General features: G+C 44.7%; 27 protein-coding genes. 6 read left to right on the top strand and 21 right to left on the bottom strand.

All coding sequences use genetic code 11. The features are described 5' to 3' along the window. Positions 1-17: 17 nt before the first annotated feature. Positions 18-569: a gamma carbonic anhydrase family protein gene (locus ACYVGZ_RS13650; protein ID WP_460756665.1), complete on the bottom strand. Its 552-nt coding sequence runs from the start codon at positions 567-569 to the stop codon at positions 18-20. 259 nt (positions 570-828) lie between these two features. On the opposite strand from ACYVGZ_RS13650, the gene prlC reads away from it, so the two are divergent. Both prlC and ACYVGZ_RS13660 read left to right on the top strand, forming a co-directional pair. Beyond that, positions 829-2,859, top strand: coding sequence for an oligopeptidase A (prlC, locus tag ACYVGZ_RS13655; protein WP_460756667.1), 2,031 nt, complete (start codon positions 829-831; stop codon positions 2,857-2,859). A gap of 15 nt (positions 2,860-2,874) precedes the next feature. After that, entirely contained in the window at positions 2,875-3,135 is a 261-nt protein-coding gene (locus ACYVGZ_RS13660; protein WP_460756670.1) for a YheV family putative zinc ribbon protein, read from the top strand. A 52-nt stretch (positions 3,136-3,187) separates the two neighbouring features. Here the strand turns inward: ACYVGZ_RS13660 and ACYVGZ_RS13665 are convergent, their stop codons facing one another. Beyond that, a complete protein-coding gene (locus ACYVGZ_RS13665; protein WP_460756673.1) occupies positions 3,188-3,718 on the bottom strand; it encodes a DUF3750 domain-containing protein in 531 nt (176 codons plus the stop codon). A gap of 171 nt (positions 3,719-3,889) precedes the next feature. Here ACYVGZ_RS13665 and ACYVGZ_RS13670 point away from each other — a divergent pair, with 171 nt between their 5' ends. Together ACYVGZ_RS13670 and ACYVGZ_RS13675 are read left to right on the top strand one after the other, a co-directional pair. Next, positions 3,890-5,104: an MFS transporter gene (locus ACYVGZ_RS13670; protein WP_460756675.1), complete on the top strand. Its 1,215-nt coding sequence runs from the start codon at positions 3,890-3,892 to the stop codon at positions 5,102-5,104. 77 nt (positions 5,105-5,181) lie between these two features. Beyond that, positions 5,182-5,691: a glycine cleavage system transcriptional repressor gene (locus tag ACYVGZ_RS13675; protein WP_460756678.1), complete on the top strand. Its 510-nt coding sequence runs from the start codon at positions 5,182-5,184 to the stop codon at positions 5,689-5,691. A 22-nt stretch (positions 5,692-5,713) separates the two neighbouring features. Here the strand turns inward: ACYVGZ_RS13675 and ACYVGZ_RS13680 are convergent, their stop codons facing one another. Continuing rightward, the gene (locus ACYVGZ_RS13680) at positions 5,714-6,295 is read right to left on the bottom strand and encodes a LysE family translocator (RefSeq protein ID WP_460756681.1); all 582 of its coding nucleotides are present in this window, start codon (positions 6,293-6,295) and stop codon (positions 5,714-5,716) included. Between the two features lie 48 nt (positions 6,296-6,343). After that, positions 6,344-7,180 (bottom strand): AraC family transcriptional regulator, encoded by an 837-nt coding sequence (locus ACYVGZ_RS13685; protein ID WP_460756683.1) that lies wholly within the window; start codon positions 7,178-7,180, stop codon positions 6,344-6,346. Between the two features lie 167 nt (positions 7,181-7,347). Between ACYVGZ_RS13685 and ACYVGZ_RS13690 the strand changes: the two genes are divergently transcribed. After that, positions 7,348-7,689, top strand: coding sequence for a zinc ribbon domain-containing protein YjdM (locus ACYVGZ_RS13690; protein WP_460756686.1), 342 nt, complete (start codon positions 7,348-7,350; stop codon positions 7,687-7,689). Positions 7,690-7,800: 111 nt separating this feature from the next. Here the strand turns inward: ACYVGZ_RS13690 and ahpF are convergent, their stop codons facing one another. The 11 genes from ahpF to ACYVGZ_RS13745 all read right to left on the bottom strand — a co-directional run bounded on the left by ahpF (position 7,801) and on the right by ACYVGZ_RS13745 (position 18,522). After that, complete coding sequence (gene ahpF, locus ACYVGZ_RS13695; RefSeq protein WP_460756689.1) at positions 7,801-9,348, bottom strand: alkyl hydroperoxide reductase subunit F; 1,548 nt, start codon at positions 9,346-9,348, stop codon at positions 7,801-7,803. Between the two features lie 140 nt (positions 9,349-9,488). Beyond that, positions 9,489-10,046 carry an alkyl hydroperoxide reductase subunit C gene (gene ahpC / locus ACYVGZ_RS13700; RefSeq protein WP_460756691.1) on the bottom strand — a complete coding sequence of 186 codons (558 nt, stop codon included), beginning with the start codon at positions 10,044-10,046 and terminating at the stop codon, positions 9,489-9,491. A 179-nt stretch (positions 10,047-10,225) separates the two neighbouring features. Then, a complete protein-coding gene (locus tag ACYVGZ_RS13705; protein WP_460756693.1) occupies positions 10,226-11,149 on the bottom strand; it encodes a 5-oxoprolinase subunit C family protein in 924 nt (307 codons plus the stop codon). After that, a complete protein-coding gene (gene pxpB, locus ACYVGZ_RS13710; RefSeq protein WP_460756696.1) occupies positions 11,139-11,870 on the bottom strand; it encodes a 5-oxoprolinase subunit PxpB in 732 nt (243 codons plus the stop codon). The genes ACYVGZ_RS13705 and pxpB overlap by 11 nt, the downstream gene beginning before the upstream one ends. A 7-nt stretch (positions 11,871-11,877) precedes the next feature. Next, complete coding sequence (locus tag ACYVGZ_RS13715) at positions 11,878-12,624, bottom strand: 5-oxoprolinase subunit PxpA (protein WP_460756699.1); 747 nt, start codon at positions 12,622-12,624, stop codon at positions 11,878-11,880. A gap of 23 nt (positions 12,625-12,647) precedes the next feature. Next, entirely contained in the window at positions 12,648-13,955 is a 1,308-nt protein-coding gene (locus ACYVGZ_RS13720) for a TRAP transporter large permease (RefSeq protein ID WP_460756702.1), read from the bottom strand. Further along, positions 13,955-14,473 (bottom strand): TRAP transporter small permease, encoded by a 519-nt coding sequence (locus tag ACYVGZ_RS13725; protein ID WP_460756704.1) that lies wholly within the window; start codon positions 14,471-14,473, stop codon positions 13,955-13,957. The genes ACYVGZ_RS13720 and ACYVGZ_RS13725 overlap by 1 nt, the downstream gene beginning before the upstream one ends. 105 nt (positions 14,474-14,578) lie before the next feature. Beyond that, complete coding sequence (locus ACYVGZ_RS13730; protein WP_460756707.1) at positions 14,579-15,541, bottom strand: TRAP transporter substrate-binding protein; 963 nt, start codon at positions 15,539-15,541, stop codon at positions 14,579-14,581. Positions 15,542-15,641: 100 nt separating this feature from the next. Next, a complete protein-coding gene (locus tag ACYVGZ_RS13735; RefSeq protein WP_460756709.1) occupies positions 15,642-16,442 on the bottom strand; it encodes a putative hydro-lyase in 801 nt (266 codons plus the stop codon). 105 nt (positions 16,443-16,547) lie between these two features. After that, the gene (locus tag ACYVGZ_RS13740) at positions 16,548-17,450 is read right to left on the bottom strand and encodes a LysR family transcriptional regulator (protein WP_460756711.1); all 903 of its coding nucleotides are present in this window, start codon (positions 17,448-17,450) and stop codon (positions 16,548-16,550) included. A gap of 19 nt (positions 17,451-17,469) precedes the next feature. Beyond that, positions 17,470-18,522 (bottom strand): glycosyltransferase family 9 protein, encoded by a 1,053-nt coding sequence (locus ACYVGZ_RS13745; RefSeq protein WP_460756714.1) that lies wholly within the window; start codon positions 18,520-18,522, stop codon positions 17,470-17,472. 215 nt (positions 18,523-18,737) lie between these two features. Between ACYVGZ_RS13745 and ACYVGZ_RS13750 the strand changes: the two genes are divergently transcribed. Continuing rightward, on the top strand, positions 18,738-19,955 hold the full coding sequence (locus tag ACYVGZ_RS13750) for a TIGR03862 family flavoprotein (RefSeq protein WP_460756717.1): 1,218 nt from the start codon (positions 18,738-18,740) through the stop codon (positions 19,953-19,955). Between the two features lie 60 nt (positions 19,956-20,015). Here ACYVGZ_RS13750 and ACYVGZ_RS13755 read toward each other — a convergent pair whose 3' ends face one another. The 6 genes from ACYVGZ_RS13755 to ACYVGZ_RS13780 form a co-directional block, all read right to left on the bottom strand. Continuing rightward, positions 20,016-21,263 (bottom strand): OmpA family protein, encoded by a 1,248-nt coding sequence (locus tag ACYVGZ_RS13755; RefSeq protein ID WP_460756719.1) that lies wholly within the window; start codon positions 21,261-21,263, stop codon positions 20,016-20,018. A 218-nt stretch (positions 21,264-21,481) separates the two neighbouring features. Further along, positions 21,482-23,203 carry an ABC transporter substrate-binding protein gene (locus ACYVGZ_RS13760; protein ID WP_460757073.1) on the bottom strand — a complete coding sequence of 574 codons (1,722 nt, stop codon included), beginning with the start codon at positions 23,201-23,203 and terminating at the stop codon, positions 21,482-21,484. Between the two features lie 78 nt (positions 23,204-23,281). After that, positions 23,282-23,554: a DUF2160 domain-containing protein gene (locus tag ACYVGZ_RS13765; protein ID WP_460756721.1), complete on the bottom strand. Its 273-nt coding sequence runs from the start codon at positions 23,552-23,554 to the stop codon at positions 23,282-23,284. A gap of 11 nt (positions 23,555-23,565) precedes the next feature. Continuing rightward, on the bottom strand, positions 23,566-24,456 hold the full coding sequence (locus tag ACYVGZ_RS13770; protein ID WP_460756724.1) for a carbohydrate ABC transporter permease: 891 nt from the start codon (positions 24,454-24,456) through the stop codon (positions 23,566-23,568). Between the two features lie 9 nt (positions 24,457-24,465). After that, complete coding sequence (locus ACYVGZ_RS13775) at positions 24,466-25,335, bottom strand: carbohydrate ABC transporter permease (RefSeq protein WP_460756726.1); 870 nt, start codon at positions 25,333-25,335, stop codon at positions 24,466-24,468. Continuing rightward, a complete protein-coding gene (locus ACYVGZ_RS13780) occupies positions 25,325-26,461 on the bottom strand; it encodes an ABC transporter ATP-binding protein (RefSeq protein ID WP_460756729.1) in 1,137 nt (378 codons plus the stop codon). Before ACYVGZ_RS13780 ends, ACYVGZ_RS13775 begins: the two co-directional genes overlap by 11 nt. Between the last annotated feature and the right edge of the window lie 2 nt (positions 26,462-26,463).

A 26,463-nucleotide genomic window follows, 5' to 3' on the forward strand; every position in this document is an offset into this window, starting at 1 on the left:
TTGAATATTACTGAGTCTTATTTTTTCTCTAAAAGTTCCGCTTGCGCTAAGTATTCGTCTTTAAGTTTCACGTAATTGAGCCCAGCATATTGAAAATACTCAATTTCTTTCTGATCAAGAGCACGAACTTTTTTTGCTGGGGAGCCCATATATAAGTAGCCAGATTCCAACGTTTTACCAGGAGGGACTAAAGAACCAGCACCGATGATCACTTCATCCTCAATGATAGCTCCATCTAAAATAGTGGTGCCCATGCCAACCAGCACTCGATTACCGATAGTGCAGCCATGTAGCATTGCCATATGACCAACTGTAACATCGTCGCCTATTTTTAAAGGGTGACCTTCTGGTTTATAGGTACTGGCATGAGTAATGTGTAAACAAGAGTTATCTTGAATGCTGGTACGTGCGCCAATATGAATGTGGTGCATGTCACCCCGAATGGCGACTAAGGGCCACACGGAGCTGTCATCACCTATCGTGACATCGCCAATAATCACGGCACTGTCGTCTATCCAAACTCTGTTGCCTAATGTAGGGGTTGTACCCCGAAAAGATTTTATTGTCATAATGTGTCTCTACTACTAAGTGGGTTGGCGGAAAAGTGAGTTATCACTAGGCTTTGGTGCCATAAAGGAATGAATACAAGGCTTTATTTTAACCAACTCATTGAAAAACCGTAATTCTTACCTATCTATTAAATAACAATCACCAACAACAATGCTTTGAGATTGATCAATAAAGGCAGTCATCATTGCAATGTTGGCCTAAGGAAATTATGCCTTTAGCTCTTTTTCTGGGTATTAAAATTTTACAAGGTATCACGTTATGACAGAGTCCGTATGGGATGCAACCGATCTACCCGTTTTTTCAAAAGTGGATATAGCGAGTATAGAAGAAAATTTAGAAAAGCTCTTACAAAACAGTCAGAAAGCCATAGATGAATGTGTTACCGCTAATAGTCAACCTACTTGGAATAGCCTAGTAGCACCGTTAGAGCAGCTGTATGATGAACTCAGTAATTTTTGGTCACCGATTAGTCACCTTAACTCAGTAAAAAATACCCCCGAGCTGCGTGCAGCTTACAACGCTTGTCTGCCAAAATTGACAGAGTTCTATACTAATCTGGGGCAGAATAAAGCGCTTTACCAAGCTTATAAAACTTTAGCTCAAGGCCCTGAAGCAAAAGTATTATCCGTTGCTCAGCAAGAAGCCTTGGTTCAAACGATTAAAGATTTTGAGTTGTCTGGTGTAGGGTTAGAAGGTGCTCCAAAAGAACGTTACGGCGAAATAAGCCAGCGTTTGTCTGAGCTTGGTAGTCAATTTGGTGAAAATGTACTGGATGCAACTCAAGCGTGGAGTAAAAACATCACCGATCAAGCTGAGTTAACAGGCTTGCCTGATTCAGCTCTGGACCAAGCCAAACAAATGGCGCAAGCAAAAGGCCTAGACGGCTGGCTATTTACCTTGGACATTCCATCTTATTTACCTGTGATGAGTTACGCAGATAATGCCTCCTTAAGAGAAGAAATGTACCGAGCTTACGCGACTCGTGCTTCTGATCAAGGTGGCGATGCAAAATTCGATAACGCCGTGATTATAGATGAAATATTAGCTCTACGTCATGAAATGGCTGGAATCTTAGGGTTTGATAACTACGCAGAGCTTTCAGTCGCAACTAAAATGGCGAGCAATGGACAACAAGTGATCGACTTTTTGGGTGACCTTGCAACACATTCCAAACCTTCTGCTGAGCAAGACCTTGCGCAGTTGACTAAGTTTGCTAAAGAGCAGAATGGCATTGAGACCTTAAATGCTTGGGATGTACCATACTACTCTGAAAAACTCCGCCAGTTTGAATACAGCTTATCTCAAGAGGCACTGCGTCCTTACTTTCCTATGAACAAGGCGCTAAGCGGATTGTTTCACGTGGCACAAACTTTATTTGATGTGGAAATTCGTGAAGAAAGTGAGTTTGACACTTACCATAAAGATGTACAGCTCTTTACCATTAGCAAACAAGGCGAAGATATAGCCCGCTTTTATCTTGATCCTTATGCTCGTGAAGCTAAACGTGGTGGAGCTTGGATGGATGCATGCCGCACAAGACGCAAACGAGTCGATGGCCGTTTACAGTTACCAGTTGCATATTTGGTGTGTAATTTCACGCCGCCAATTGGTGAAAAACCAGCATTATTGACCCATGATGAGGTGACCACCTTATTCCATGAGTTTGGTCATGGTCTGCATCATATGCTGACTCAGGTTGATGTCTCTTCAGTCTCTGGGATTAACGGAGTCGCTTGGGATGCCGTCGAGCTCCCAAGTCAATTTATGGAAAACTGGTGTTACGAACCAGAAGCGTTAGCTCATATTGCTGGCCATTATGAAACTCATGAGCCTTTACCGACGGACTTACTAGAAAAAATGCTAGCGGCTAAAAACTTTCAGTCTGGCATGCAAATGGTAAGACAGCTGGAGTTCTCTTTGTTCGATTTCCGTTTACATAGAGAATATCAACCTGGCCTTGTCGTTCAGGATATGTTGGACCAAGTGCGTCAACAAGTTGCTGTTACCACTCCGCCAGCGTTTAATCGCTTTCAAAATAGCTTTTCTCATATTTTTGCTGGTGGTTACGCAGCGGGCTATTACAGCTATAAATGGGCCGAAGTACTGTCGGCAGATGCCTTCTCTAAGTTTGAAGAAGAGGGAATCTTTAATACCGAAACGGGAGCCTTGTTCCGTGATACCATATTGGCAAATGGAGGCTCAAGACCGGCAGCTGATTTGTTTGCTGAGTTCCGTGGTCGGGAGCCAAGTACCGAAGCATTATTAAGGCACAGCGGCATTGCCGCTTAGTTATGGTTTAGCAATATGGTAGTGAAGCGTTTTATCGCTGGGGCAGTATGCCCTAGATGCAGCGAAATGGATAAAATTCGTGCGTGGCGTGATGATGAGGCACAGAAACAATATCGCGAGTGTGTTGCTTGTGGTTACGAAGACGCCCAGTCAACGAATGTGCAAGCTCAAACCCAAGAATTGCCAACACGAGTCAATACGCCACACAGCAGTACTCCTGATGGTGAAGAAAGTGTTATACAGTTTGTACCGAACCCAGGAATGACAAAGCACTAATAAGTGGATGAAAAACAAGCGGCTTACCTGAATGGGTAGGCCGCTTTTTATTTTAGCGGCTTGCGTAACCGCTACCAATAGCGCTAAAGGGCATGTCCAGCTCTAATTCAGGGACTTCTTTTCCTAACCAAGCCGGGAAGGTGTTGCTGTTTGGTCCAGGAAAAACAGTGTACTCATTAGCCCAAGGGTAACGTTCTACAGCTGCGGTAATTTCAGGGATTAAGCGAGCAGCTTTTTCACCACTTAGTGACAGTACTTTTTCGGGTTCTGCTCCGAACCAATAACGGTCGGGAGTTTGAGTCTGGTAAGTATTCAGCGCTGGTAAACCTCTTTTGACTCGCCAGCCAGTGACTTCATACACCGTATATTGGCGGGCATTTTTGGGCTTAACGGCCACCCAGGTATGCACAGCAAACCAGCCACGCCAGCTGAATGCGTCTGCCGCATAAAACTCAATCACAGCCTCATTGTGTAGATCAGGGTCGGGGGCAATACCTGCTGGCTCTCTGCTGGCCGTTCGCCAGTCTGAGTTAGAGCATGCACTGAGTAGAAAACTCAGAGCAAGAACACTGAATATCTTCATAATTGAGCTCCTTTGTTGAACTTATCTATTAAATAGTAATTTTCCCTTTAGAGGAGTAGCTAAACTGGGAACTAATATGAATTATGCAGATACACCCAGTATCCACCTGGTGCTGACTTAGGTACTCACTTATTTTTAAGGGAGTGTATCGCCTTATTTTCAGGAGTTGTTTTGAACAGGACGTTTCGATCTTTATCCAATCCTAATTATCGAATTTGGTTTTGGGGTTCAGCCATTTCAAATATCGGCACTTGGTTGCAACGGACTGCTCAAGACTGGTTGGTAATTGCAGAGCTATCCGATAAAAATGCGGCGGCGGTTGGCTTAGTCGTGTTTCTCCAATTTGCACCTCAGATTCTGCTATTGCCTATTACAGGCTGGACGGCGGATAGACTTGACCGGTGTAAATTACTCTTTATTACTCAAACGCTGATGGCGGGCTTGGCCTTGCTCTTAGGGGTATTGGTAATCAGTGGTCATGTAGTGTTATGGCAAGTGTGTGGCTGTGCGTTAGCACTGGGTTGTGTGGCGGCTTTTGATGCTCCTGCACGCCATGCTTTTGTCTCTGATCTAGTCAGTGAAAAAGCGCTTTCTAACGCCGTAGGGCTAAACTCGGTGGCCTTTAATAGTGCTCGGCTTATAGGGCCTTCTGTTGCTGGAGTGCTGATTGCTTTGGTGGGAAGTGGCTGGGTGTTTATGATTAATGTATTGACCTTTTTTCCTCTGCTTTTAGGGCTATTCGTATTGCGTAATCGATTGCCTAAAAGAGAAGCCGATGTGTCATCCAATGGTCCGAGTATGGCTAGATTTCTAGATGGTTTTCGCTATATCTGGCAACACAGAGAAATGGCCGTAATCTTGTTTATGTCCTTTTTGGTTTGTAGTTTAGGCATGAACTTTTCGGTGTATTTATCTGCCATGACGGTACATGTATTTGAAGGGCATGCAGATCAATATGGCATGCTGGTTTCCATGATGGCGATTGGCTCGATTTCGGGAGCCATGGTCACAGCGAGTCGAGCTTCTGCCCCGACCTTCCATTTTATGATTTTTGTGGCCGCCATGTTTGCATTGAGTTGCATGCTGGTTGCCATGGCAACGTCATTCTGGTCCTTTGCTGGACTGCTGATTTTGTTGGGCTTAAGTTTGCAGTTATTCACAACCTCTACTTCATCTTATATGCAGGTGGCGACAGAGAAACCTTACCGTGGTCGAGTGATGGCGGTGGTCATGGCCACCGCATTAGGAAGCACAGCAATTGGTGCACCTTTGGTTGGCTGGCTGGCGGATACTTTTGGTGCTCGTTGGTCGATCGGTACGGGAAGCTTTTCTGGGATATTAGCGGCATCATTAGGTCTGTGGTATCGTCAAAAAAAGCTAAACTAGAATTGAGTAATCTTTTTAACCATCGATTTTTATCGAGGGGTTACCACACAAGATAATAACAAGAGTAGGAGTACCTTATGTCACAGCATTTAGTGTTAAGTTTTATTGGCGATGACAAACCCGGTTTGGTAGAGCGCCTTTCAGCCACTGTGGTAGAGCATCAGGGCAACTGGCTGGAAAGTAAAATGTCTCACCTTGCTAATAAGTTTGCCGGAATTTTGGTGGTATCTGTGCCATTAGAGCGGAAAGAGGCTCTGATTCATGCTCTACAAGATGATGAAAAGCTCGGCCTTCATATACGAGTTGAAAGTGGCGATGTAGTGGAGTCTGATAATACGTCCGTGTCTTTATCAGTAGTTGGCAACGATCGTCCTGGTATTGTTCGAGAAGTCTCTCAAGTGTTGCATGGCTTAATGGTCAATGTGAAGAAGCTATCCACTCAATGTGAGCCAGCTCCTATGAGCTCAGAAATGTTATTTAAAACCGAGATGGAGCTCACTGTACCAAGCCAAGTGTCTTTAGACGAGCTAGAACAAGCGTTAGAACAAATCAGTAGCGACCTAATAGTTGAGTGGCCAAAAGACTAGGTATGCAGCTTTCTCCTCTTGGTTATAGAAAGAGAAAGCCGTAAGCCACGTAGCTCAATAGTATTGCCATTAGCCTATTTACCCAGGACATCACCTTAGGATTTAAACACGCTTGTTGCAACAGGGAGCCGAACATTAAGTACATTCCAGGGGCGCCTGTTGCCATGGCTGCGAGCAATAAACACCAAGGTAGAATAGCATTTCCTTCTATGCCCGCTTTACTAAATAAAACGGTTGTAATGGGTACAACTGCAATTAATGATTTCGGATTACATAATTGTAAAACTAACCCAGTGGAATAGCTGACTTTATCGCTTTTCCCATGGGTCTTTTGGCTGCTAAAACTGACTAGCCAGATTTTCACCGCTAAGTAAGCAATATATAACCCACCTAGAATTGAGAAAACGCTTTGTGATTCAGGAGGCATAAAGCTCTCACCAAGATAACTCACAACGATAAAAAGCAGTAGCATGGCGCTACCAACTCCAAAACAATAGCGTATGGCAGGCCAGCCTTGGTGATTTAGCCCTGCAAAGAGTGCTAATAGGTTCGCTGGTCCAGGGCTGTACATAATACTAAATGCATAAATAAGAATTTCGAGCATGGGCGGTCCTCGATAGTTAATCGATAAAGTAAAAAAGAAGTGAGAGGGTTAGTTTTTGAGCAGCTGACTGTATTGGTAGGGTGTCATACCGAAAACTGGCTTAAAGTTGCGATTGAAATGACTAAGGTCATTAAAGCCTAAAGTAAAGGCAACATCATTCGGTGCCATACCCAAGTCTAGTGCCTTTTTAGCCTTATTTAAGCGCTGGTTTTGCCAATACTTATAGGGTGTCATTCCAAAATATGTCTTGAAGCGTCGTAAGAGGTGGAACTTAGACATGTGCGCGATTTGACTTAAGTCATCCAGAGTAACTTCATTACTGGTTTGACTGTGAAGGTAGTCTCGTACTCGTTCAAATACTGGGTCTTTGTTGCATTTTTCTTTTTCAAACCAGGTCCCTTGTTGTGCCGCTAGGCTTTGCGCGAATTCAAACAAGGCTGAGTCATAATGTAATGGCTCGGTATTATTGTTTTCAACAAGATGTGCTAACCGCAAAATATGTTGGCGAATAGCCGTGTTATATTGAACACATTCTTGAACTCGAAAGTGTTCAGCTTGTTTGACGCCTGCACTGAAGAGCATAGGGCGGAGCTGATTAGGGTGAATATAGAGCATTTTGTAATGTAAAGGATCTTCGCCACCAGCGTGGCCGTCATGAGCGTCATCTGGATTAAATACAATGACACTGTTAGGAGGGCATTTAAAGTATTCTCCACGGGCAAAAAAATCTTGCCGGCCAGATAATGTAACCCCAAACGAAAATTCTTCATGGGCATGAGTGGCGTACGTAAAGTCGCTCATAGAAGCATCTAGAATCATTATATCGTTTGTTAGATGATTCTTGGCAAAGTAGAAATTGTTTTCAATCTTACCCTGACTTGCCATGATTGCTTTCCTCTGAACGTTTATTTCAAATGCTATCGCTATTCTATTACACGATAAAATGAAGAGATTGGACAAAATTGCGCTTTATAAAATAAATGTAGGGTAATTCCACAATAAAAATAAGGTTATAATGGCGACACAAGTCATAAATCTTAAGGAAAAATGGTATGGCCTTACCTAATTGCCCACAATGTAACTCTGAATATGTTTATGAAGATCAAGCTCTGCTTGTATGCCCAGAGTGTGGACACGAGTGGAACCCAAATGAAGAAGTCGTTGATGAAGATGCTCTTATCATCAAAGACATGAGCGGCAAGTTGCTACAAGAAGGGGATAAAGTCACCTTGGCGAAAGACCTAAAGGTCAAAGGCTCGTCTCAAGTTTTAAAAATAGGCACGAAAGCCACTATTAAACGTCTTGTTGATGGTGATCATGACATCGACTGCAAAGTGGATGGTGCAGGAGACATGATGTTGAAATCGCAATTCGTAAAAAAACAATCGACTTAGTAGAGCTGATTGTTTTTGCATGGGATTAAAAATAAAAAAAACCACCCATCAGCGAGGCTGAGGGTGGTTCTTGAACCATGAAGTTCTCACTTCACTTTTGGGGTACCTGCTTTAATTGCGGATTAGGTAGTCAAATGCACCCAATGCTGCCGTTGCACCTGATCCCATCGAAATGATGATCTGCTTGTAAGGTGTTGTTGTCACATCACCGGCCGCGAAGACACCTGGTAGAGATGTCTCACCGTGGCTGTTTACAACAATTTCACCGCGGTTAGTCAATTCTAATGTATCTTGCAAGAATTCACTGTTAGGCACCAAACCGATTTGAACAAAAATACCTGCAACATCAACTAGATGAGATTCATCTGTCTTGCGGTCAGTGTATTTCAGGCCAATCACTCGCTCGCCATCGCCTAGCACTTCTGTTGTCATGGCTTCTTTAATGATGGTGACGTTAGGTAGAGACTCAGCTTTTTTCACCAATACATCGTCAGCGCGTAGTGTGTCGCCAAATTCTAGAACGGTAACGTGCTCAACAATACCAGCAAGGTCAATGGCCGCTTCAATACCTGAGTTACCACCACCAATAACGGCAGTTTTCTTACCTTTAAACAAAGGACCGTCACAGTGTGGGCAGTAAGCAACACCTTTACCGCGGTACTCTTGCTCACCCGGTACGTTCATTTCTCTCCAACGCGCACCAGTGGCTAGAATGACAGACTTACTTTTCAGCACAGCACCATTTTCTAGCTCTAGTTCGACGAATTCTTTTTTCTCTAAACGAACAGCTTTCTGGGTTTTCATAACATCAACGTCGTAATCTAATACGTGTTGTTCTAGGCCAGCGACCAATTTTGGGCCGTCAGTGGCTTTCACCGAGATGAAGTTCTCAATGGCCATAGTATCAGCCACTTGGCCACCAAAACGTTCTGCAACAACACCGGTACGAATACCTTTACGAGCCGAGTAAATAGCCGCAGCTGCTCCAGCAGGACCACCGCCAACAACGAGTACGTCGTATGGCTCTTTTTTAGACAAAGCGGCTGCTTGTTTGTCTGCCGCGCCAGTATCAACCTTGTTAAGAATCTCTTCTAATGTCATGCGGCCTTGACCAAAGTGCTCACCGTTTAGGTAAACAGAAGGTACTGCCATGATATTTAAGTCATTTACTTCGTCTTGAAACAAAGCACCGTCAATCATGGTGGCGGTTACTTTCGGGTTCAATACCGCCATCAAGTTAGTGGCCTGAACTATGTCTGGACAGTTGTGGCAAGAGAGGGAAATATACACCTCAAAGTTTAATTCTGTATCGAGAGACTTAATTTGCTCTAGTAGTTCGGGCGCCGCTTTAGATGGATGACCACCTGCTTGTAGCAAGGCCAACACTAAAGAGGTGAATTCGTGGCCCATAGGGATGCCAGCAAAACGCACGCGAGGTGCCTCACCTTTAGGTGCGATTGTCATTTGTGGCGCACGACCTGTTGGGTTCTCGTCTACGGTGAGAGTGATTTTTCCGCTTTCAAGCTCAGCGATTTCACGGGCTAAGCTAAGTAATTCGAGTGATTTGTCTGAACCATTTGAGGACACAGTAATCTCAATCGGATTAACGATATTCTTTAGGTATGCGCCCAATTGCTGTTTTAAATTTGCTTCTAACATGATGTAACCCATTAATGATTGAGTGTGGTATTACTGTGTTTTCTATATTTCCGGTATATTCGAATAGAAAATATAAAAAAACACCTTTTTTAAAGTTGCCCCCTCCTAACGAGGGGGCGTAGATCATTTCTAACTAATGGTTAGATTTTGCCTACTAGATCTAGAGAAGGAGCCAATGTTTCTTCGCCTTCTTTCCATTTAGCTGGGCAAACTTCGCCTGGGTGAGCTGCAACGTATTGAGCTGCTTTTACTTTGCGAAGTAGGTCTTCAGCGTCACGGCCGATACCTTCAGCAGTGATTTCCATTGCTTGGATAGTACCTTCAGGGTCGATCAAGAAAGTAGCACGGTCAGCAAGGCCTTGACCTTCACGCATTACGTTGAAGTTGTTAGTGATGTTGCCAGTTTGGTCGCCTACCATGAAGTATTTGATTTTGCCGATCGTTTCAGAACTATCGTGCCAAGCTTTGTGAGTGAAATGAGTATCTGTAGATACAGAGAATACTTCAACGCCACGAGACTGAAGCTCTTCGTATTTATCAGCAACATCGCCTAGCTCTGTTGGGCAAACAAAAGTGAAGTCAGCTGGGTAGAAAAAGAAAACAGACCATTTGCCTAGTACGTCTTTTTCAGAAATTTCTACGAATTCGCCGTTTTTGAAAGCTGTTGCGTTAAAAGGTTTAAGTTGAGTGTTAACCATTTTTTGTTTCCCCTAAAAATGAAAGTATGTGTTAAGAACAGGACCTATATTAGGCAAAAGAATTAGATTGGTAAAATTATTATTTTTTTACAAGGTGATAAGAAAAAGCTATCGACTATTAAAAATGAATGAGCATTTCATAAAAAAGGCGCTAAAAAGCGCCTTAAATTGCTGGTCCGTTATCGCCATTGAGCGAGCCGAGCAAGGTCTAAATGCCGCTGGTGCTCTGCTTGGTCAATAGTAATGGGGTTAAATTGGATCTTATCACCTTGTTTTTGCTGCGCTAAAATCCCACCTCCAGCACTGGTAATACAGCCCATCTTAGGATAACCGCCAATGGTTTGACGATCACGTAATAGCACGATAGGTTGTCCGTCTTTTGGGATCTGGATAGCGCCATAGGCAATGCCTTCCGAGATGATGCCTTTTTTCTCACTTGAGATCATCGCGCCTTCTAAGCGATAACCCATACGGTCGCAATTGGCTGAAACTTGGTAATCACTAGAGAAAAAGTGGGCTCTTTGTAATTCAGAGAAAAAGCGGTATTGATAACCTAGCACCACTGGAATCTCTGTTTGGCTATAGTCTGGAATGGCGCGTCTGGGTACACTTCTATGTTCATGTTGGCTGGTGGGTATAAAAGCTAACAAATCGTCTTTTTGGAGCTTATCCCCCTTACCGGTTAGTCCACCTACTTTTTCTCTCATGACGGTTGATACGCTGCCTAAAGTCGCATCACATTGAAAGCCGCCTTTTACCGCCAGATAAGCTCTCAGGCCCCACAAGGGTTGCTTAAAGTGAAGAATATCACCCTTTTTAATCTTATAGGTTTGCCAAGGCACAATGCTTTTATCGTTTAGCGTGGCGTTTAGGTCGGCCCCAGTAATGGCAAAGCTGGTATCAGCTTGTGCTTCTAAACTGAACATACCGAAGGTAATCTCAATTTGTGGGGCGTTGTCTGAATTAGCCAATAAGGCATTGGCCCATCGAAAGGCGAGCTCATCCATAGGGCCACCAGAAGTGAGCCCTATTATTTGATGACCGTGACGCCCTAGGTCTTGAACCAACGCAAGGACCCCTGGTTTAATTACTTTAAAAGCCATCTAGTTGACCTCCTAAACGTATGAACTCCTCTTTAGATATGGCCTCAAAGCGCACGGCGTCTCCCATCTCTATTAAGGCAAGACTTTCGCTACCCCAATCGACTAGCTGAATAGGAGTACGACCAATGATTTGCCAGCCACCCGGTGTGACACTGGGGTAAACCGCTGTTTGGTTTTCTGCAATTGCCACACTGCCGGTGGGTACTTTCAAACGAGGTGTCGTTTTTCTCGGTACATGTAGCTCGTCAGGGGTGTTGCCAAGAAAAGCAAAGCCTGGGGTAAAGCCAATAGCATAAGCCCGATACGTACACTGGCTATGGGACTCAATAACCTGTTCTGGCGTTAACTCGCAGTGTTTGGCAACTTCATGTAAGTCTGGCCCGACTTCCTCGCCATAATAGACGGGAATCACAACCTCGCGAGCATCTGTTTGCAGAGCCTGACTAGGGTCAATAGCGCATATGGTCTGGCGAATGAGCTTAGTAATAGCAAAGCGGTCGAATTGGTTGTTATCGAACACCACAAGCAATGTGGTGTAAGAGGGAACCAAATCCGTAATGCCTGATAAGACTTTTAAGTGGTTCGTGACTAGCGCAATATAATTCGATACTTGTTCATCGATCACTTCGGAAAAGCTTAATAAACAGGCATGATCACTGACCATATCGATGTTTGGCATACAGATGGTTTGCGTCATGCCATTTGATGATTCATGTTTCATAAGGTTTTTAAGCGTTCGAGTTAAGTTGATCGACCAGAGTACGAATGCGAGTCACAGCCTCAACTGCATGAGCACCATCACCATGTACACAAATGGTGTCGGCATGGATCGTCAGCTGCTTGCCGGAAGCTGTCGTTAAAGTACCTGTCTCACATAGTTGCTTGACCTGTTGTTCAATGAGGTCGAAGCTGGCGTGCACTGCGTTAGGCTCTTTGCGTGGTGTCAAACGGCCCTCGTCTGTGTAGAGACGGTCTGAGAAAGCTTCAAACCATACGGTGAGACCAAATTTTTTCGCCATGGCTTTGATCTCCTCAGCTTCTGGTACGGCCATCACCATAAGTGGAAGGCTATCATCCAACTCACTTACGGCTTGCATGACGGTTTCCAGCACTGAAAAATCGGCCATCATGGTGTTATACAGAGCGCCATGGGGTTTCACATAGCCAATGGCGCTGCCTTTGCTCTGGCAGATGCCCTGTAACGCGCCGACTTGATACTGAATGATGGCTTTCAACTCATTAGGCGCAATATCCATATTGCGTCGACCAAACCCGACAAGGTCGGGGTAGCCGGGGTGTGCGCCTACAAGAACATTATTTTCAAGGGCTAGGGCAACCGTTTTTGCCATGGTATTCGGGTCTGATGCGTGAAAGCCACATGCCACATTCGCTTGGTCTACATGGGGCATTATTTTATCGTCTAGGCCCATTTTCCATGCGCCAAACGCTTCACCCATATCACAATTTAATTTCATAATAGACTCCTTGTAAAAACGGATTATTTATTCGCCATCGTCGCTGGCAAGTAAGTGACGATTTCTGGGAATAAACTGATCAATAGAATGGCAACGCCAATGAGTAAGAAGAAAGGTAAAGCCGCTCTTGCCACGTAGAGAATGTTTTTGCCCGTTAATGATTGAATGACAAACAAGTTGAACCCAACTGGCGGTGTAATTTGCGACATTTCAACCACTAATACAATGAAAATACCGAACCAAAGTAAGTTGATATTTGCGGCTTCCACCATAGGTAAAATAACGGCTACGGTAAGCACAACAACAGAAATACCGTCAAGGAAGCACCCTAAGATCACGAACAATACTGTCAAATAAAGGATGAGTTCCATCGGGCTCAAAGACATACCACCGATCCACAGTGCTAATGCCTTAGGAATGCCTAAAAATCCCATGGATAGCGTTAGGAAGTGGGCGCCAATTAGGATAAAACCTATCATACATGAGCTTTTTACCGCGCCAAGTAAGCTTTCTATGAAGCTATCTTTACTTAAGGAGCCTGTGCAAGCTGCTAAGATCAGTGCGCCAGTCACACCTATGGCTGCCGCTTCAGTGGGGGTAGTAATACCACCATAAATCGAGCCAAGCACAAAACCAATTAAGCCGACCACAGGCATAAGCTGACGTAAGCCTTTAATTTTTGCGCTCCAGCTTACTTTGTGAGCATTGTCTTGAGGGAGCTCAGATTTATGCATATAGCCCCATAGCATGGTAAAGCCCATGAATAAGGAGACTAACAATAGACCTGGTAGAGCGCCTGCGATAAACAGGCGAGCAATAGAGACTTCTGCAGCTACGCCATAAACAATCAAGATTATCGATGGTGGAATGAGCAAGCCAAGTGTCCCTGAGCCTGCTAGCGTGCCAATCGCCATACGGTCGCTATAGCCTTGTTTGCGAAGTTCAGGCAATGTCATGCGGCCTATGGTGGCTGCGGTAGCCGCAGATGAACCAGACACAGCAGCAAAAATACCACAGCTTAAAATATTAACGTGTAGTAATTTACCCGGTACTCCTCCTAGCCAAGGCGAAAGCCCTTTAAATAAATCTTCAGAAAGGCGTGTTCTAAATAACACTTCGCCCATCCAAATAAATAAAGGTAAAGCGGTTAGGGACCATGCTGTACTTGCTCCCCAGGTTGATGTTGCAAACAACAAATCAATTTGGAAATTCTCAGATAATATGAGGCCTAAACCGCCGATGGCAATTAGGGTAAAAGATACCCACACCCCCATAGACAATAACACCAGCATGGCAACGGCTAGTAGGATTGAGATCCACATCATGTCCATTAGATTTCCTCCAGAGACAAGGCGTCTTCATGTTGGCTGTAACTGGGTTGTTTGCCTTGAAATACGCTAATAAGAGCATCTAATACGGCTAAATTTAGGGCGATCGCGCCAACGGCAACAGGCACTTGCGGAATCCAAAGGGGCACGGGGATATATCCGTAAGACACTTCTTCGTAAATATAGGACTCGTATACCATGTAGATACACGAATAGCTGATAAAGCACAGTAGGGCAAAAGACAGCAGTAAAATAGCGCCTTCTTGAATGCGTCTGGACGTGCTAGAAAATCTTTGAATGACTAATGTAACACGAATGTGACCACCTTCCCGAAAGGTATAGGCCAGGCCTAAAAAAGTGGATGCAGCAAGGGCGTAGCCAGCGAAATCTTCAGCAGACGGGACAATAAAGCCTATCATTCGGCCTAGAATTTGCGCCAGCAAGAGAAGGGTGATTGCAACAATGAAAAAGCCAGATAACAGTCCAGAACATTGATAACATTTTTCTTTGATTGAGCTCATAATGTTCACACTTGTAAGCAAAAAACATCGTCTAGCCTCGCAGGAGGAGTACAAACACTAGACTAGACGATGAAAGGAGGACTTAACTCTTTAACAGGATAAAAGTTAGTTTTGGTACGCAGACAGGATTTCACCCACTTCTTTCGGAGCTTCAGCTTCCCATTCTTGGGCCATAGTCTCACCAATTTTAGTTAGTTCAGCGACTAGCTCGGCACTTGGGTCAGTAACCGTCATACCATTTTCAATCAAAATAGCACGGTCTTTGGCAGCGCGAGCCGCAACTCCTGTCCAACCTTTTGCTTCAGCATTTTTCGCAGCGTCCAGAACAATCTGTTGAGTAGCTGCGTCTAAGCGTCGAAAAGCGCGCTTATTTACAATCACAATGTTCTTAGGTATCCATGCTTGAATGTCTGTAAAGTGATTCACATAGTCCCAGGCTTGGCTGTCAACACCGGTAGAAGGGGACGTTACCATGGCTTGAATGATGCCAGTGCTGAAGGCTTGAGGAATATCTGGGTTTTGGATCGTGGTTGGTGTAGTGCCCATTAAATCGGCTAAGCGAGAAGTGGATGGGCTGTAAGCGCGCATTTTAGCGCCTTTAATATCTGCAAGGGAATTGATTGCATTTTCACTGTAAAGGCTTTGTGCTGGCCATGCTACAGCGTACAGTAGCATCATGCCATCTTTGTCGAGTTGCTTAGCTACAGAAGGTTTTGCAGCTTCCCATAGGCGCTGAGCATCTTCGTAAGTTGTTGCAAGAAAAGGAATGTTGTCATGCTTATAGATAGGGTTTTCATTACCTAGGATGCCTAGGAACAATTCACCCATTTGCACCTGGCCAGTTTTCACAGCACGTGGAATTTCAGTGTGCTTAACCAAAGAGCCACCAGAGTGAACAGTAATGTCTAAATCTGCTGCAGATTTATCTTTGATCTCTTGCGCAAATTCGTAGGCAATTTGAGTCTGTAGGTTACCGTCACCGTATGGCGTCGGCATGTGCCACTTGTCCGCTAATACAGTCGTTGACGCTAGGCCACCAATTAATAAAGCGCTGGTCAGCTTTAACATAATGTTTTCCTCATCTTTATAGTTTAATCGTTATCGTTCGGGTTATATCAATTACGTCGCCTAAGCGCCGCAGTAAAGCAACAGGCTCAATTCCATTTGATTAGAGCACAGATAAATCAGTATCCATTAGGTCGGTTACTAACATTTTACCTGGCGCATGAGTAATACAAATAGGTGGCTTAGCGTTACGAATCGCAACTTGCGGTGTAACACCACAGGCCCAAAATACCGGAACTTCGCCATCCTTCACTGGAACGGCATCACCAAAATCTGGTTGAGTAAGTGAATCGATCCCAATCTCTGTTGGATTGCCAAAATGCAAAGGCGCACCATGAGCTTTGGGAAAACGCGTGGTGATTTGAATAGCTCGAATGGCGTCTTTGGGCGTATACGGACGCATAGTCACAACAGTATTTCCATAAAATCGCCCTACAGGGTTAGTCGCAATGTTGGTTTCAAACATGGAAACATTTACACCTTCTTCGATGTTACGAGGTGTTAGCCCTGCTTGAGATAAAGCGTGCTCAAAAGAAAAAGAGCAGCCTAATACAAAGGCCACCATATCGTCCTGCCATAAATCTTCAATGTCCGTTCGGCTTTCAACACGCTCACCATCTCGGTAAACGTAGTACTCGGGAACATCGTGGCGTATGTCTATGTCTTTACCTAGTTCGGGTAGCTGAAATTGTCCCACTTCAGAAACTCCGATGAGTGGGCAAGGAACAGGGTTTTTCTGACAGAATAACAAAAACTCATTTGCCCATTCAGCAGGTAAAATAACTAGGTTACCTTGCATAGCACCAGTAGCAAAACCACTGGTAGGGCCAGTATGTTCTTTACGTCGAATGGTCTGACGCAGATCATAGGTTTGTTGTAATAATGTCGGGGTCGATAGACTCATGTTGAGCTTCCTTATTCTTGCCACATTTCTTACTTTCAAGAGTAGTAGCTCAATAGGTGAAAAGTCTAATCGTGTTTTTTTTGCATATTTGATAAAAAAAATTGATCAAGCGCTGAGTTCATCAAACGCTTTCGCGGCTTCTACTGCAAAGTCTACCACCGCTTCAGCAAGAGGGTTAAAAGGATCATTGGAGTAGGAAGCCGTGAATTTTAAAGGGCTAGGAGTCCAAATGGTGCGCAGGGTTTTGAGACGGCCTCGTTCAATTTCCTTGCTGATAATGACATTCGGTAATGTGGAAATACCGACGGCGTCAATAGCCAAACTGCGACACGCAGATAAAGACGTGGAAGCAAAAAAATGTACTGGGGGGCCTTCTAGCTCGCGCAATTTTTGATTAATTTCGACAAAAGGGCCTGTTGCTTTGGCGTAAGTGATAATTGGCCATTTGGCTAACTCTTCTAAATATAGGAGCCGGTCTGGTAGCTCTATATCTGGGCTGGCAGCCCAAGAGAGCGGAAAGGTACAGAGTTCTCTATTGACGATGTTGGGTTCAGACACAGGGCCCATCAGTAAGCCAAGGTCTATGGTTCGTTCTTTTAATCCTTCTGCTAACGCTGTGGAAATATCGACCGTCATTTCTACATCTAAATGAGGCATTTCTTTATGAATGCGAGCGAGGAAATCAGGTAACCAAGTATGCACAATGGTTTCCGATACGCCTAGTCGTAGCACGCCCGAGTAAGCAGAGGAAATGGCAGCACGTTTTTTTAACTGTTCTGTTTGATAAAGAATTTTTTCTACATAGGGTAAAAGCTCTTTTCCTTTAGAAGTCAGCATAATAGGACTAGAGCCGCCATCTCGCTCAAAAAGTTTCACACCCAATTCGCTCTCAAGGGCGGCAATTCGGGCAGAAATGGCGGGCTGGGTCGTGTGCAAACGCTCTGCGGCTTTACGAAAGCTTCCTAAGGTTGCTACCCAAACAAAAGTTTCTAAGCGTTTGTAGTTCATAGTGTAAATCTTTTTTAAATTATGGAGTGCAATGGGTTAGGGCGTTTTCAATACCTGCAACGATTTCATCTGTTGATGGTGTTGTGGCATCAGGGCGCATCACGATGAAGTGATCTTCATAGCGCGGCGTATAACGAAATGGCACAGTAGAGAAAAAGATCCCAACAGTAGGGGTGTGAGTTGAAATACCAATATTGCGTACACCTGTATCAGGGGCTATCAACAAGGTAGATTGAGCAATGAGAGTGACCAGTTTGTCGAGCTCAAGACAGGGCTGAATACTAAAGTTGTCTGCGCTTTCTGCTAAATCTGCCAAATAGTCACCTTTTTCGAAGTCGTTTTTACCTTCTAAAAAGATGTGACGAACATGGGGCATAGCACGAATGCTTTTCTCCATCACATTGCGCATTTGATCTTTAGTGAGGATTTTTCGTAGCTGGGAAGCACCATTAAAATACAGGATGAAAGGACTTTCTTTATCGCAAAGCTCCTGATGATCTGGGTAAGCGAAGTCCAAACGTCTTGGTGGATTGTGACCTAACACTCTGAGCATATCTAATAGGGTTTCTACTTCCGCTTGGAAGTCTGAACGAAGCACGCACAAGTTGTATAAAGTTCCTCTAAGTAAAGCGTGATAAGGGAATCCTACTTTCAGCTTGGCCTTGGAGAGTAGCATCATCCAGTATGAGCGGTTTGTGCTTGCTAAATCAAAAATAATATCTTGCTCACCCAGCTCTTTAATATTTGCTACTTTAGCTTTGAAACTAGGCTTAGCTTTGCCGTCCTTACCTAACATAATGTGAGTGTGGTCAACCAGGTCTGTAGGCATACCGTATTGATAGTGCGAAACTCCCACTAGAGTAAGCTCGGCGTTAGGAAAAAATTTACGCGCTTCCACTAGAAAAGGGCGTAGAATGACTTGGTCTCCAAGGGCCGCATGGCGAATAATGGCGACTTTTTTTACTGTTTCGGGATTGAAATCAGAGGTGATGTATCCCCTAGCCTTTTCTGATACATATGCGCCTCGTTCAAACCAAAGGTTTTTCATGCTCGCCAACCATGGATGCTTCATGTGTTTTCCTAGTGCTTAATTGTGTGGTTAAATGTAGAGAATTAGAACATAGCTTTTTGGTAACGTAAATTCGCAATGTTGTCATTGCTATGTAGCAAAGTAGCTCGCCTATTATCGCAGCTATCTCAGGACAGAGTGAGCTTACTTTTTAGGCTGGAGTTGGCCTAAGAACGATTCTTCATTAAAATGCGCCTTTTCATCTTGGTAGCCTAATTATGCAAAAGAAAGTCATCGTCGTTGGTGCTGGGCCTGCGGGTCTCATGGCGGCAGAACGTATTGCTGAACAAGGGCACCAAGTGCATGTTTACGACGCCAAGCCCAGTGCCTGTCGAAAGTTCTTATTAGCCGGTGTGGGCGGTATGAATATTACTCACTCGGAAGGCTTTGAGGATTTTATTAGGCGATATTACGATAAAGCCCAATGGCTGACCCCGATGTTGCAAGGTTTTGATAATCAGGCTGTGTGTTCATGGATACACAGCTTAGGCGTACAGACCTTTGTTGGCAGTTCTGGCCGAATTTTCCCTACTGACATGAAAGCCGCCCCCTTACTGCGAAGTTGGCTAAAGCGTTTACGTGAGATGGGTGTGGTGTTTCATATGCGCCATAAAATGCACCGGGTTAACACGGGCGAAGTTCAATTTATTCACAACGAAGAGCAGGTCTCAGCTTATGCTGATGCTATTGTTCTGGCGTTAGGTGGAGCTAGTTGGCCGAAACTCGGTGCTGACGGTAGTTGGCAGCAGGAGTTATTACAGAGTGGCGTGGCAGTCTCCCCATTAAAAAGTGCCAATTGCGGGTTCTATAGTCACTGGAGTGATTTTTTAAAAGAGCGCTTTGCTGGTGCGCCGCTTAAAGGTATTGCCTTTAGGCTAACAGAGCAAAATGGCTCAGTAATAAGTAAAAAAGGGGAATGCATCTTAACTCAGGATGGCTTGGAAGGTAGTCTTGTTTATGCTTTTTCCAAATATTTACGAGAACAAATAGAACAAGCTGGACAAGCCGAGTTAACGATAGACTTATTGCCCCAGTGGGATCTAGATACCATTCATACAAAGTTGGCTAAACGAAAAAGCAAAGAGTCTTTTAGTAAATACTTGAAGCGAACAGTCAATATTAGCGGGGTAAAAGCCGCGCTATTGCGAGAGGTGTGTGATACGGATGATTTAGCCAATCCAGAAACTCTGGCTAAACAGCTGAAAAGCCTCCCCGTTACCTTTTACCGAGCTAAAGAAATTGATGAAGTGATTTCTAGTGCTGGTGGCGTATGTGAGGATAGTTTTGATGAAAATCTCATGTTAAAAGCCATGCCAGGGGTCTTTTGCGCTGGTGAGATGTTAGATTGGGAAGCTCCTACAGGAGGGTATTTACTCACCGCTTGTTTTGCTACTGGACGTTATGCAGCCCACGGGGTAGAGGATTATTTAAGTTAAAAAAAGGCTATGTCTCAATGCCGAGACATAGCCTTTCGTTTGAAGCGAGTTTTCTTATTTTTATTGAGCCGCTTCTTCGACTGTAGCAGACACAACAGCTACTACACGGCGATTGATGTTACGGTTTTCAGCTGTATCATTGCTGACTTTAGGTTGTGACTCACCGTAACCGATTGCAGATACACGCTCTGCAGCAATATCGAATTCGTCCATAAGAACATTTGCAATGGCTGTTGCACGTTTTTCAGAAAGTTGCTGGTTGTAGGCTTCTGAACCACGATCGTCCGTGTGGCCTTCAATAACCACATTGGTTTCAGGGTATTCGGTTAGGAAGGTTGCTACTTCAGCAATTTGAGCATAATACTCTGTTTCAACGCGGTCTGAATTGTTGGCGAATTGCACATCTAAGCTTACAGTGCGAGTGCTCGATAGAGTTTCATAACAGCCAAGTTCATTAACTTTGGCACCAGCTGCGGTTGTAAGACATTGATCTTTATAGTCAGCTACACCGTCATTGTCACCATCAAGGGCGCAGCCTTTGGCATCCACTGCAACGCCCATTGGGGTCGTTAAACATTGATCCAAACGATCTACGACACCGTCTTTATCACCATCTAGCTCACAGCCTGTCGCATCAACGCTGGCACCTGCTGGGGTTGATAAACATTGATCTTGGCTATCGAATACGCCGTCACCATCAGAGTCCACTTGCGGTTCTTCAACCACTTGCGCAACAACGGGTGCTTCTTCAACAACTTCTTCTACTTCTTGCGTAGGAGTAGACTTGTTACCAAAGGAAATTTGCAAGCCAAGTGTGGTTAGGTTATCTAGGTGGTGATCTTCTGTGTCTTTTAATAGGCGAAAATCAGCTCGTAAAGCAACGGAGTCGTTTAGGGCGTATTTTAATCCGCCACCGGCATTTAGCTGGGTGTTGTCTAGGTTGATAGGACTACTAAAATCCGTTGAACCAACTCCTGCCGCTAGGTAAGGAGTCACACCGTTACGATCCGCTAAATGATAAAGTGCATCTAAGCGTAGTTGGTCCACATCAACATCAGCACCACTAGCTAAGGTATTGCTATCGGCTTTAAGGTAAACAAACTCTACAGCCCAAGGAGAGTTAAACTGGTAGCCAAGGCCAATAGATAAAGCGGTTTCATTATCTACACCGCGCTTGTTGTCCATGTTGTAGTAACCAATGCTTGGCGTCAGAGTGAAGCCTTCTTCAGGTTGAGCTAGAGCTTGGCTAGATACACCCGCAATAGCCAAACTAGTTAAAATTGCGATGGGTGTTTTGTTAAAGGACATGGAGTGCCTCCTATGTATTGTAAAGCAAGAAGTTGCGGTGTTTCCGAGTGCATTATGCAGGCTTTCGAAAGAGAAATCCTAGGTCAGATACAATTTTGTGCGTTGTTTAAAAATCTTTTACAAAAAAGTGTAATTGCAGGTTTCTGTAAAGATTTATGGGTAGAAAAAGAAGACCGGCCTAAGCCGGTCAAAATTGGGAGATGAAAACAGAGTAAGGCTTACTCCCAAGAGCGTAGTAACTCCTCGTAAGAAACCGTTACCCCTTGTGGTTTTTCATTTGCCAGTTTGGCTTTTGGTGCGCCAGGCTGTGCTAGCCAGTATGCTTCGTCTCTTGGCTCGTTAAGCTTTGGACCACATACATCCTGTACTTTAGCGCGTTCAAGACGTGTCATAACTTTATCTTGAGCTGCTGCTAGTCCATTCAAAGCCTCTTGTGGCGTTGCTTCACCACTTGCTGCTTGTGAAATGTACTGCCACCAAAGTTGAGCCAGTTTTGGGTAGTCAGGAACGTTAGTACCGGTTGGCGACCACTCTTTACGTGCAGGCCCTTTATAGAACTCCACTAAACCACCTAACTTAGGTGCTGCCTCTGCCATTTCAGGAGAATTAATGTCTGATTCACGAATAGGGGTTAAGCCAACCAGAGTTTTCTTCAAAGAAACGGTTTTTGACGTCGTAAACTGCGCGTATAGCCAAGAAGCAAGGCGACGGTCGTCAGGTGTGGAGTTCATGAAAGTCCATGCACCTACGTCTTGATAACCTTTCTTCATACCTTCTTCCCAGTAAGGCCCTACTGGCGATGGTGCCATACGCCATTTTGGTGAGCCATCAGGGTTAACTACGGCTAAACCTTCTTTTGTCATATCAGCGGTAAAAGCGGTGTACCAGAAGATTTGTTGAGCGACGCCACCTTGAGCAGGAACAGGGCCTGACTCAGAGAAGGTCATACCTTGAGCTTCTGGCGGCGCATACTTACGTAGCCAGTCCACATATTTAGTGGTTGCATAAACCGCCGCTGGTCCATTAGTCGCGCCACCGCGAGAAACGCTGGAGCCAACAGGATGACAGTTTTCTACACGAATGCCCCATTCGTCAACAGGAAGACCGTTCGGAATGCCCTTATCACCCGCGCCTGCCATTGAGAACCAAGCATCGGTGAAGCGCCAGCCTAGAGAAGGGTCTTTTTTACCATAGTCCATGTGGCCGTAAACGGGTTCGCCATCGATGCTTTTCACTTTATCAGTGAAGAACTCAGCAATATCCTCATAAGCAGACCAGTTAACAGGCACTCCAAGGTCATAACCATAAATAGACTTGAACTTCTCTTTCAGGTCAGGACGCTCAAACCAATCTGCACGGAACCAGTATAGGTTAGCGAATTGTTGAGTTGGTAGTTGGTATAACTTGCCGTCTGGTCCTGTGGTAAAGTCAAGGCCGATGAAGTCTTCTAGGTCTAAGGTTGGTAAGGTGTAGTTCTTCGCATCACCTTTCATCATTTCAGAGATAGGGACAACCTTACCATAACGTACGTGAGTACCAATAAGGTCGGAATCGTTGACATAGGCGTCGTAGATGTTTCGACCCGATTGCATTTGGGTTTGCAGTTTTTCAACTACATCGCCTTCCTGGATCAGATCATGGTTAACTTTAATGCCAGTAATCTCTTCAAAAGCTTTAGCTAAAACTTGTGACTCATATTTGTGAGTTGTTAATGTTTCAGAAGCGACGTTGATTTCCATACCGCGAAACTTCTCCGCAGCCTCAGTAAACCATTGTAATTCACCTAGTTGTTGCTCTTTAGTAAGCGTTGACACAGTGAACTCGTTATCTACCCACTTTTGTGCTGCATCCGAATAAGCGTCTGCCCAAAGCGATGCTGAATGCATCATTACGGCAAAAGGTAGAGCGGCGAGTGCAATTTTTTTCTTATTGTAGTGCATATATACCTCAACAAAGTTTAATAGTAATTGGCGTCCTGCCAGAGTTTCCATCGTTCCTAGTGATTAGGGACGCTGAGACTAGCCCCAACGCATCAAGATGATCATCCATACTGCGCAAAGAGCTGTGGCCACCGCGATATCCGCACTTGTTAGCGCGACAAATGCGAGGTGGATAAAGGCACTGCTAAGCAGGCCAATAAACAGTCTGTCGCCCCTTGTGGTTGCAAGTGGCAAAAAACCACGACGCTCAACACAAGGTGACAAAATTTGCCATGCGGTCATGGCGACTAAAATGGCTGCAATGGTGATGAAGAACATTGCAGTCGGTAGGGTCCAAGACATCCAAGCCATGATGCTTCTCCTTATACTCGACCAAGGGCGAAGCCCTTAGCTACGTGATTACGAACAAAATAAATAACCAACATACCTGGAATAATGGTGAGTACCCCCGCTGCGGCGAGTAACCCCCAATCCATTCCAGATGCAGACACTGTTCGAGTCATGATGGCGGCGATAGGTTTGGCTTCAACTGAGGTCAGAGTTCGAGCCAACAAGAGCTCAACCCAAGAGAACATGAAGCAGAAGAAAGCCGTTACACCAATACCTGAGCGGATCAAAGGAATGAAGATGCGCACAAAAAACTTGGGAAAGCTATAACCATCAATGTAAGCCGTTTCATCGATCTCTCTGGGCACGCCACTCATAAAACCTTCTAAGATCCATACAGCTAGTGGCACATTGAATAGACAGTGTGCGAGGGCGACCGCAATGTGCGTATCAAAAAGGCCCACTGAGGAATAGAGTTGGAAGAAAGGCAATAAGAATACCGCTGGTGGTGCCATGCGATTTGACAGTAGCCAAAAGAACATGTGCTTATCGCCAATAAACTTATAACGGCTAAAAGCGTAAGCAGCTGGCAGCGCAACCAGCAAGCTGATCACCATGTTCATAGAGACGTATAAAATAGAGTTTACATAGCCCATATACCAAGTGGGATCACCAAAGATCTTGGCATAATTTTCTAACGTGAAGTTCGCTGGGAAGAAGGACAAACCACTCAAAATTTCCGTATTGGTTTTGAATGACATGTTAATTAGCCAGTAAATGGGCAATAGCAAAAGTACTAAATACATGGTTAGGCCAATGCGTCCACGCAGGGTGGCATTACGGGCTTTTCGCTCGGCCACACTGTGAACCGGCGCTTGTGACGCAGAAGGCGAATTTGCTCGGGTAGTGGTTGATGCTTGAGTCATGATTTGCTCCTATTTGTCTTTTTGCATATTCATGATGGTGGTGTAGAACACCCAACACACCAATAGAATGATTAGGAAGTACACCAGCGAGAATGCGGCCGCTGGGCCAAGGTCAAATTGACCGATAGCTTGCTGTACCAATGATTGACTCAAAAAGGTAGTAGAACTGCCTGGACCACCGCCGGTTAAGACGAAAGGCTCGGTATAGATCATGAAAGAGTCCATGAATCGTAATAGCACGCCAATGATTAAGACATTGGTCAGTTTGGGAAGTTGAATGTATCGGAACACAGCCCAACGAGACGCTTGATCAATACGCGCCGCTTGGTAGTAGACTTCAGGAATGGCTCTTAAGCCCGAGTAGCACAATAGAGCAACCAATGGAGTCCAATGCCAAACGTCCATTAACACCACCGTAAACCAAGCGTCAGTAGGGTTAGAAGCGTAGTTATAATCAATACCTAAGCCGCTCATCATTGCTCCAAATAACCCAATATCAGCACGGCCAAAGATTTGCCAAATAGTACCGACCACGTTCCAAGGAATGAGCAGAGGAATGGCCACCAAAATTAGGGCGAGAGAAGCCCCACGACCTTTGGTCGGCATCATAAGAGCCACACAAATTCCTAAGGGGACCTCAATAGCTAGGACGGTAAAGGAATACAAAAACTGGCGCAGCAAAGCTTCGTGCAAGCGGCTATCCAGCATGACTTGTTTGAACCATTCAGTCCCCACAAAATAGCGAGTGTAAGGGTCAAAAATGTCCTGAACCGAATAATTAACCACGGTCATTAAAGGAATAATGGCTGAGAATGCCACGATCAAAAAAACGGGTAAAACAAGAAACCAAGCCTTGTTGTTTTCTACTTTAGTTTGCATGAGAAACCTCCTGTTCAGTGAGCGACTCACTGATGGGTGCGATATCAACTAGATACTCATCAACGTAAATTTTGGTCCATTGTTCTGGGAAGCTAACGTAGACCTGGCCGGTTGGTACGGTTTGGTCTTCACTGAGACGAGCTTTCATTGGTACGCCATTGAAGAGAAAAGACAGTATTTTGTATGTTCCTAGGTCTTCGACATAATCTACTTCAACAGGGAAGGCATCATCGCTTTTGCCGTCCCACACATGAACAAATTCAGGGCGGATACCCACGGTAACCTTGCCTGCAGCCATACCTTTTAGGCGTTGCAACATAGCCTCGCTAGTGTTGATGACCTTATCTCCAAAGCGAAGTTGGTCACTTAGTTCAGCCTCAAAAAAGTTCATGCCAGGGCTACCAATAAAGTAGCCAACAAAGGTATGGGCAGGGTTTTCAAAAAGTTCTCTGGGAGTGCCAAACTGTACAATTTGGCCGTTGTACATAACGGCAATTTTGTCGGCAAAGGTAGACGCTTCTAATTGGTCATGGGTTACATAGACCATGGTAATATTAAATTGCTCGTGGATTTGCTTGAGTTTACGGCGCAGTTTCCATTTTAGTTGTGGGTCAATGACGGTTAAGGGTTCATCGAATAAAATGGCTGACACGTCATCACGTACTAGTCCGCGCCCCATAGAAACTTTTTGTTTCTGGTCAGCAGAAAGCCCTTTCGCTTTGCGCTTAAGCTGATCCGAGAGCTCTAGAATTTCGGCCACTTCATGAACTTTTGACTTGACCTTGTATTCTGGAACTCCAATATTTCTTAAGGGAAAAGCAAGGTTGTCAAATACGGTCATGGTGTCGTACACAACAGGAAACTGAAATACTTGGGCAATGTTGCGCTCTTCAGGCTTAAGTTCGTTAACACGCTTACCATCAAATAGCACTTCGCCATCAGAGGGTTCCAGTAAGCCTGAAATAATATTAAGCAAAGTGGACTTGCCACAGCCAGAAGGGCCAAGTAAAGCAAAGGCACCGCCTTGCTTCCAAACATGACTCATTTCTCGAATCGCATAGTCTTCCGGTTTGGTTGGATTGTCAGAATAAGTGTGGGCTAATGCGTTTAGGGTAATCTCTGCCATGG

Source organism: Marinomonas epiphytica, from assembly GCF_054780655.1.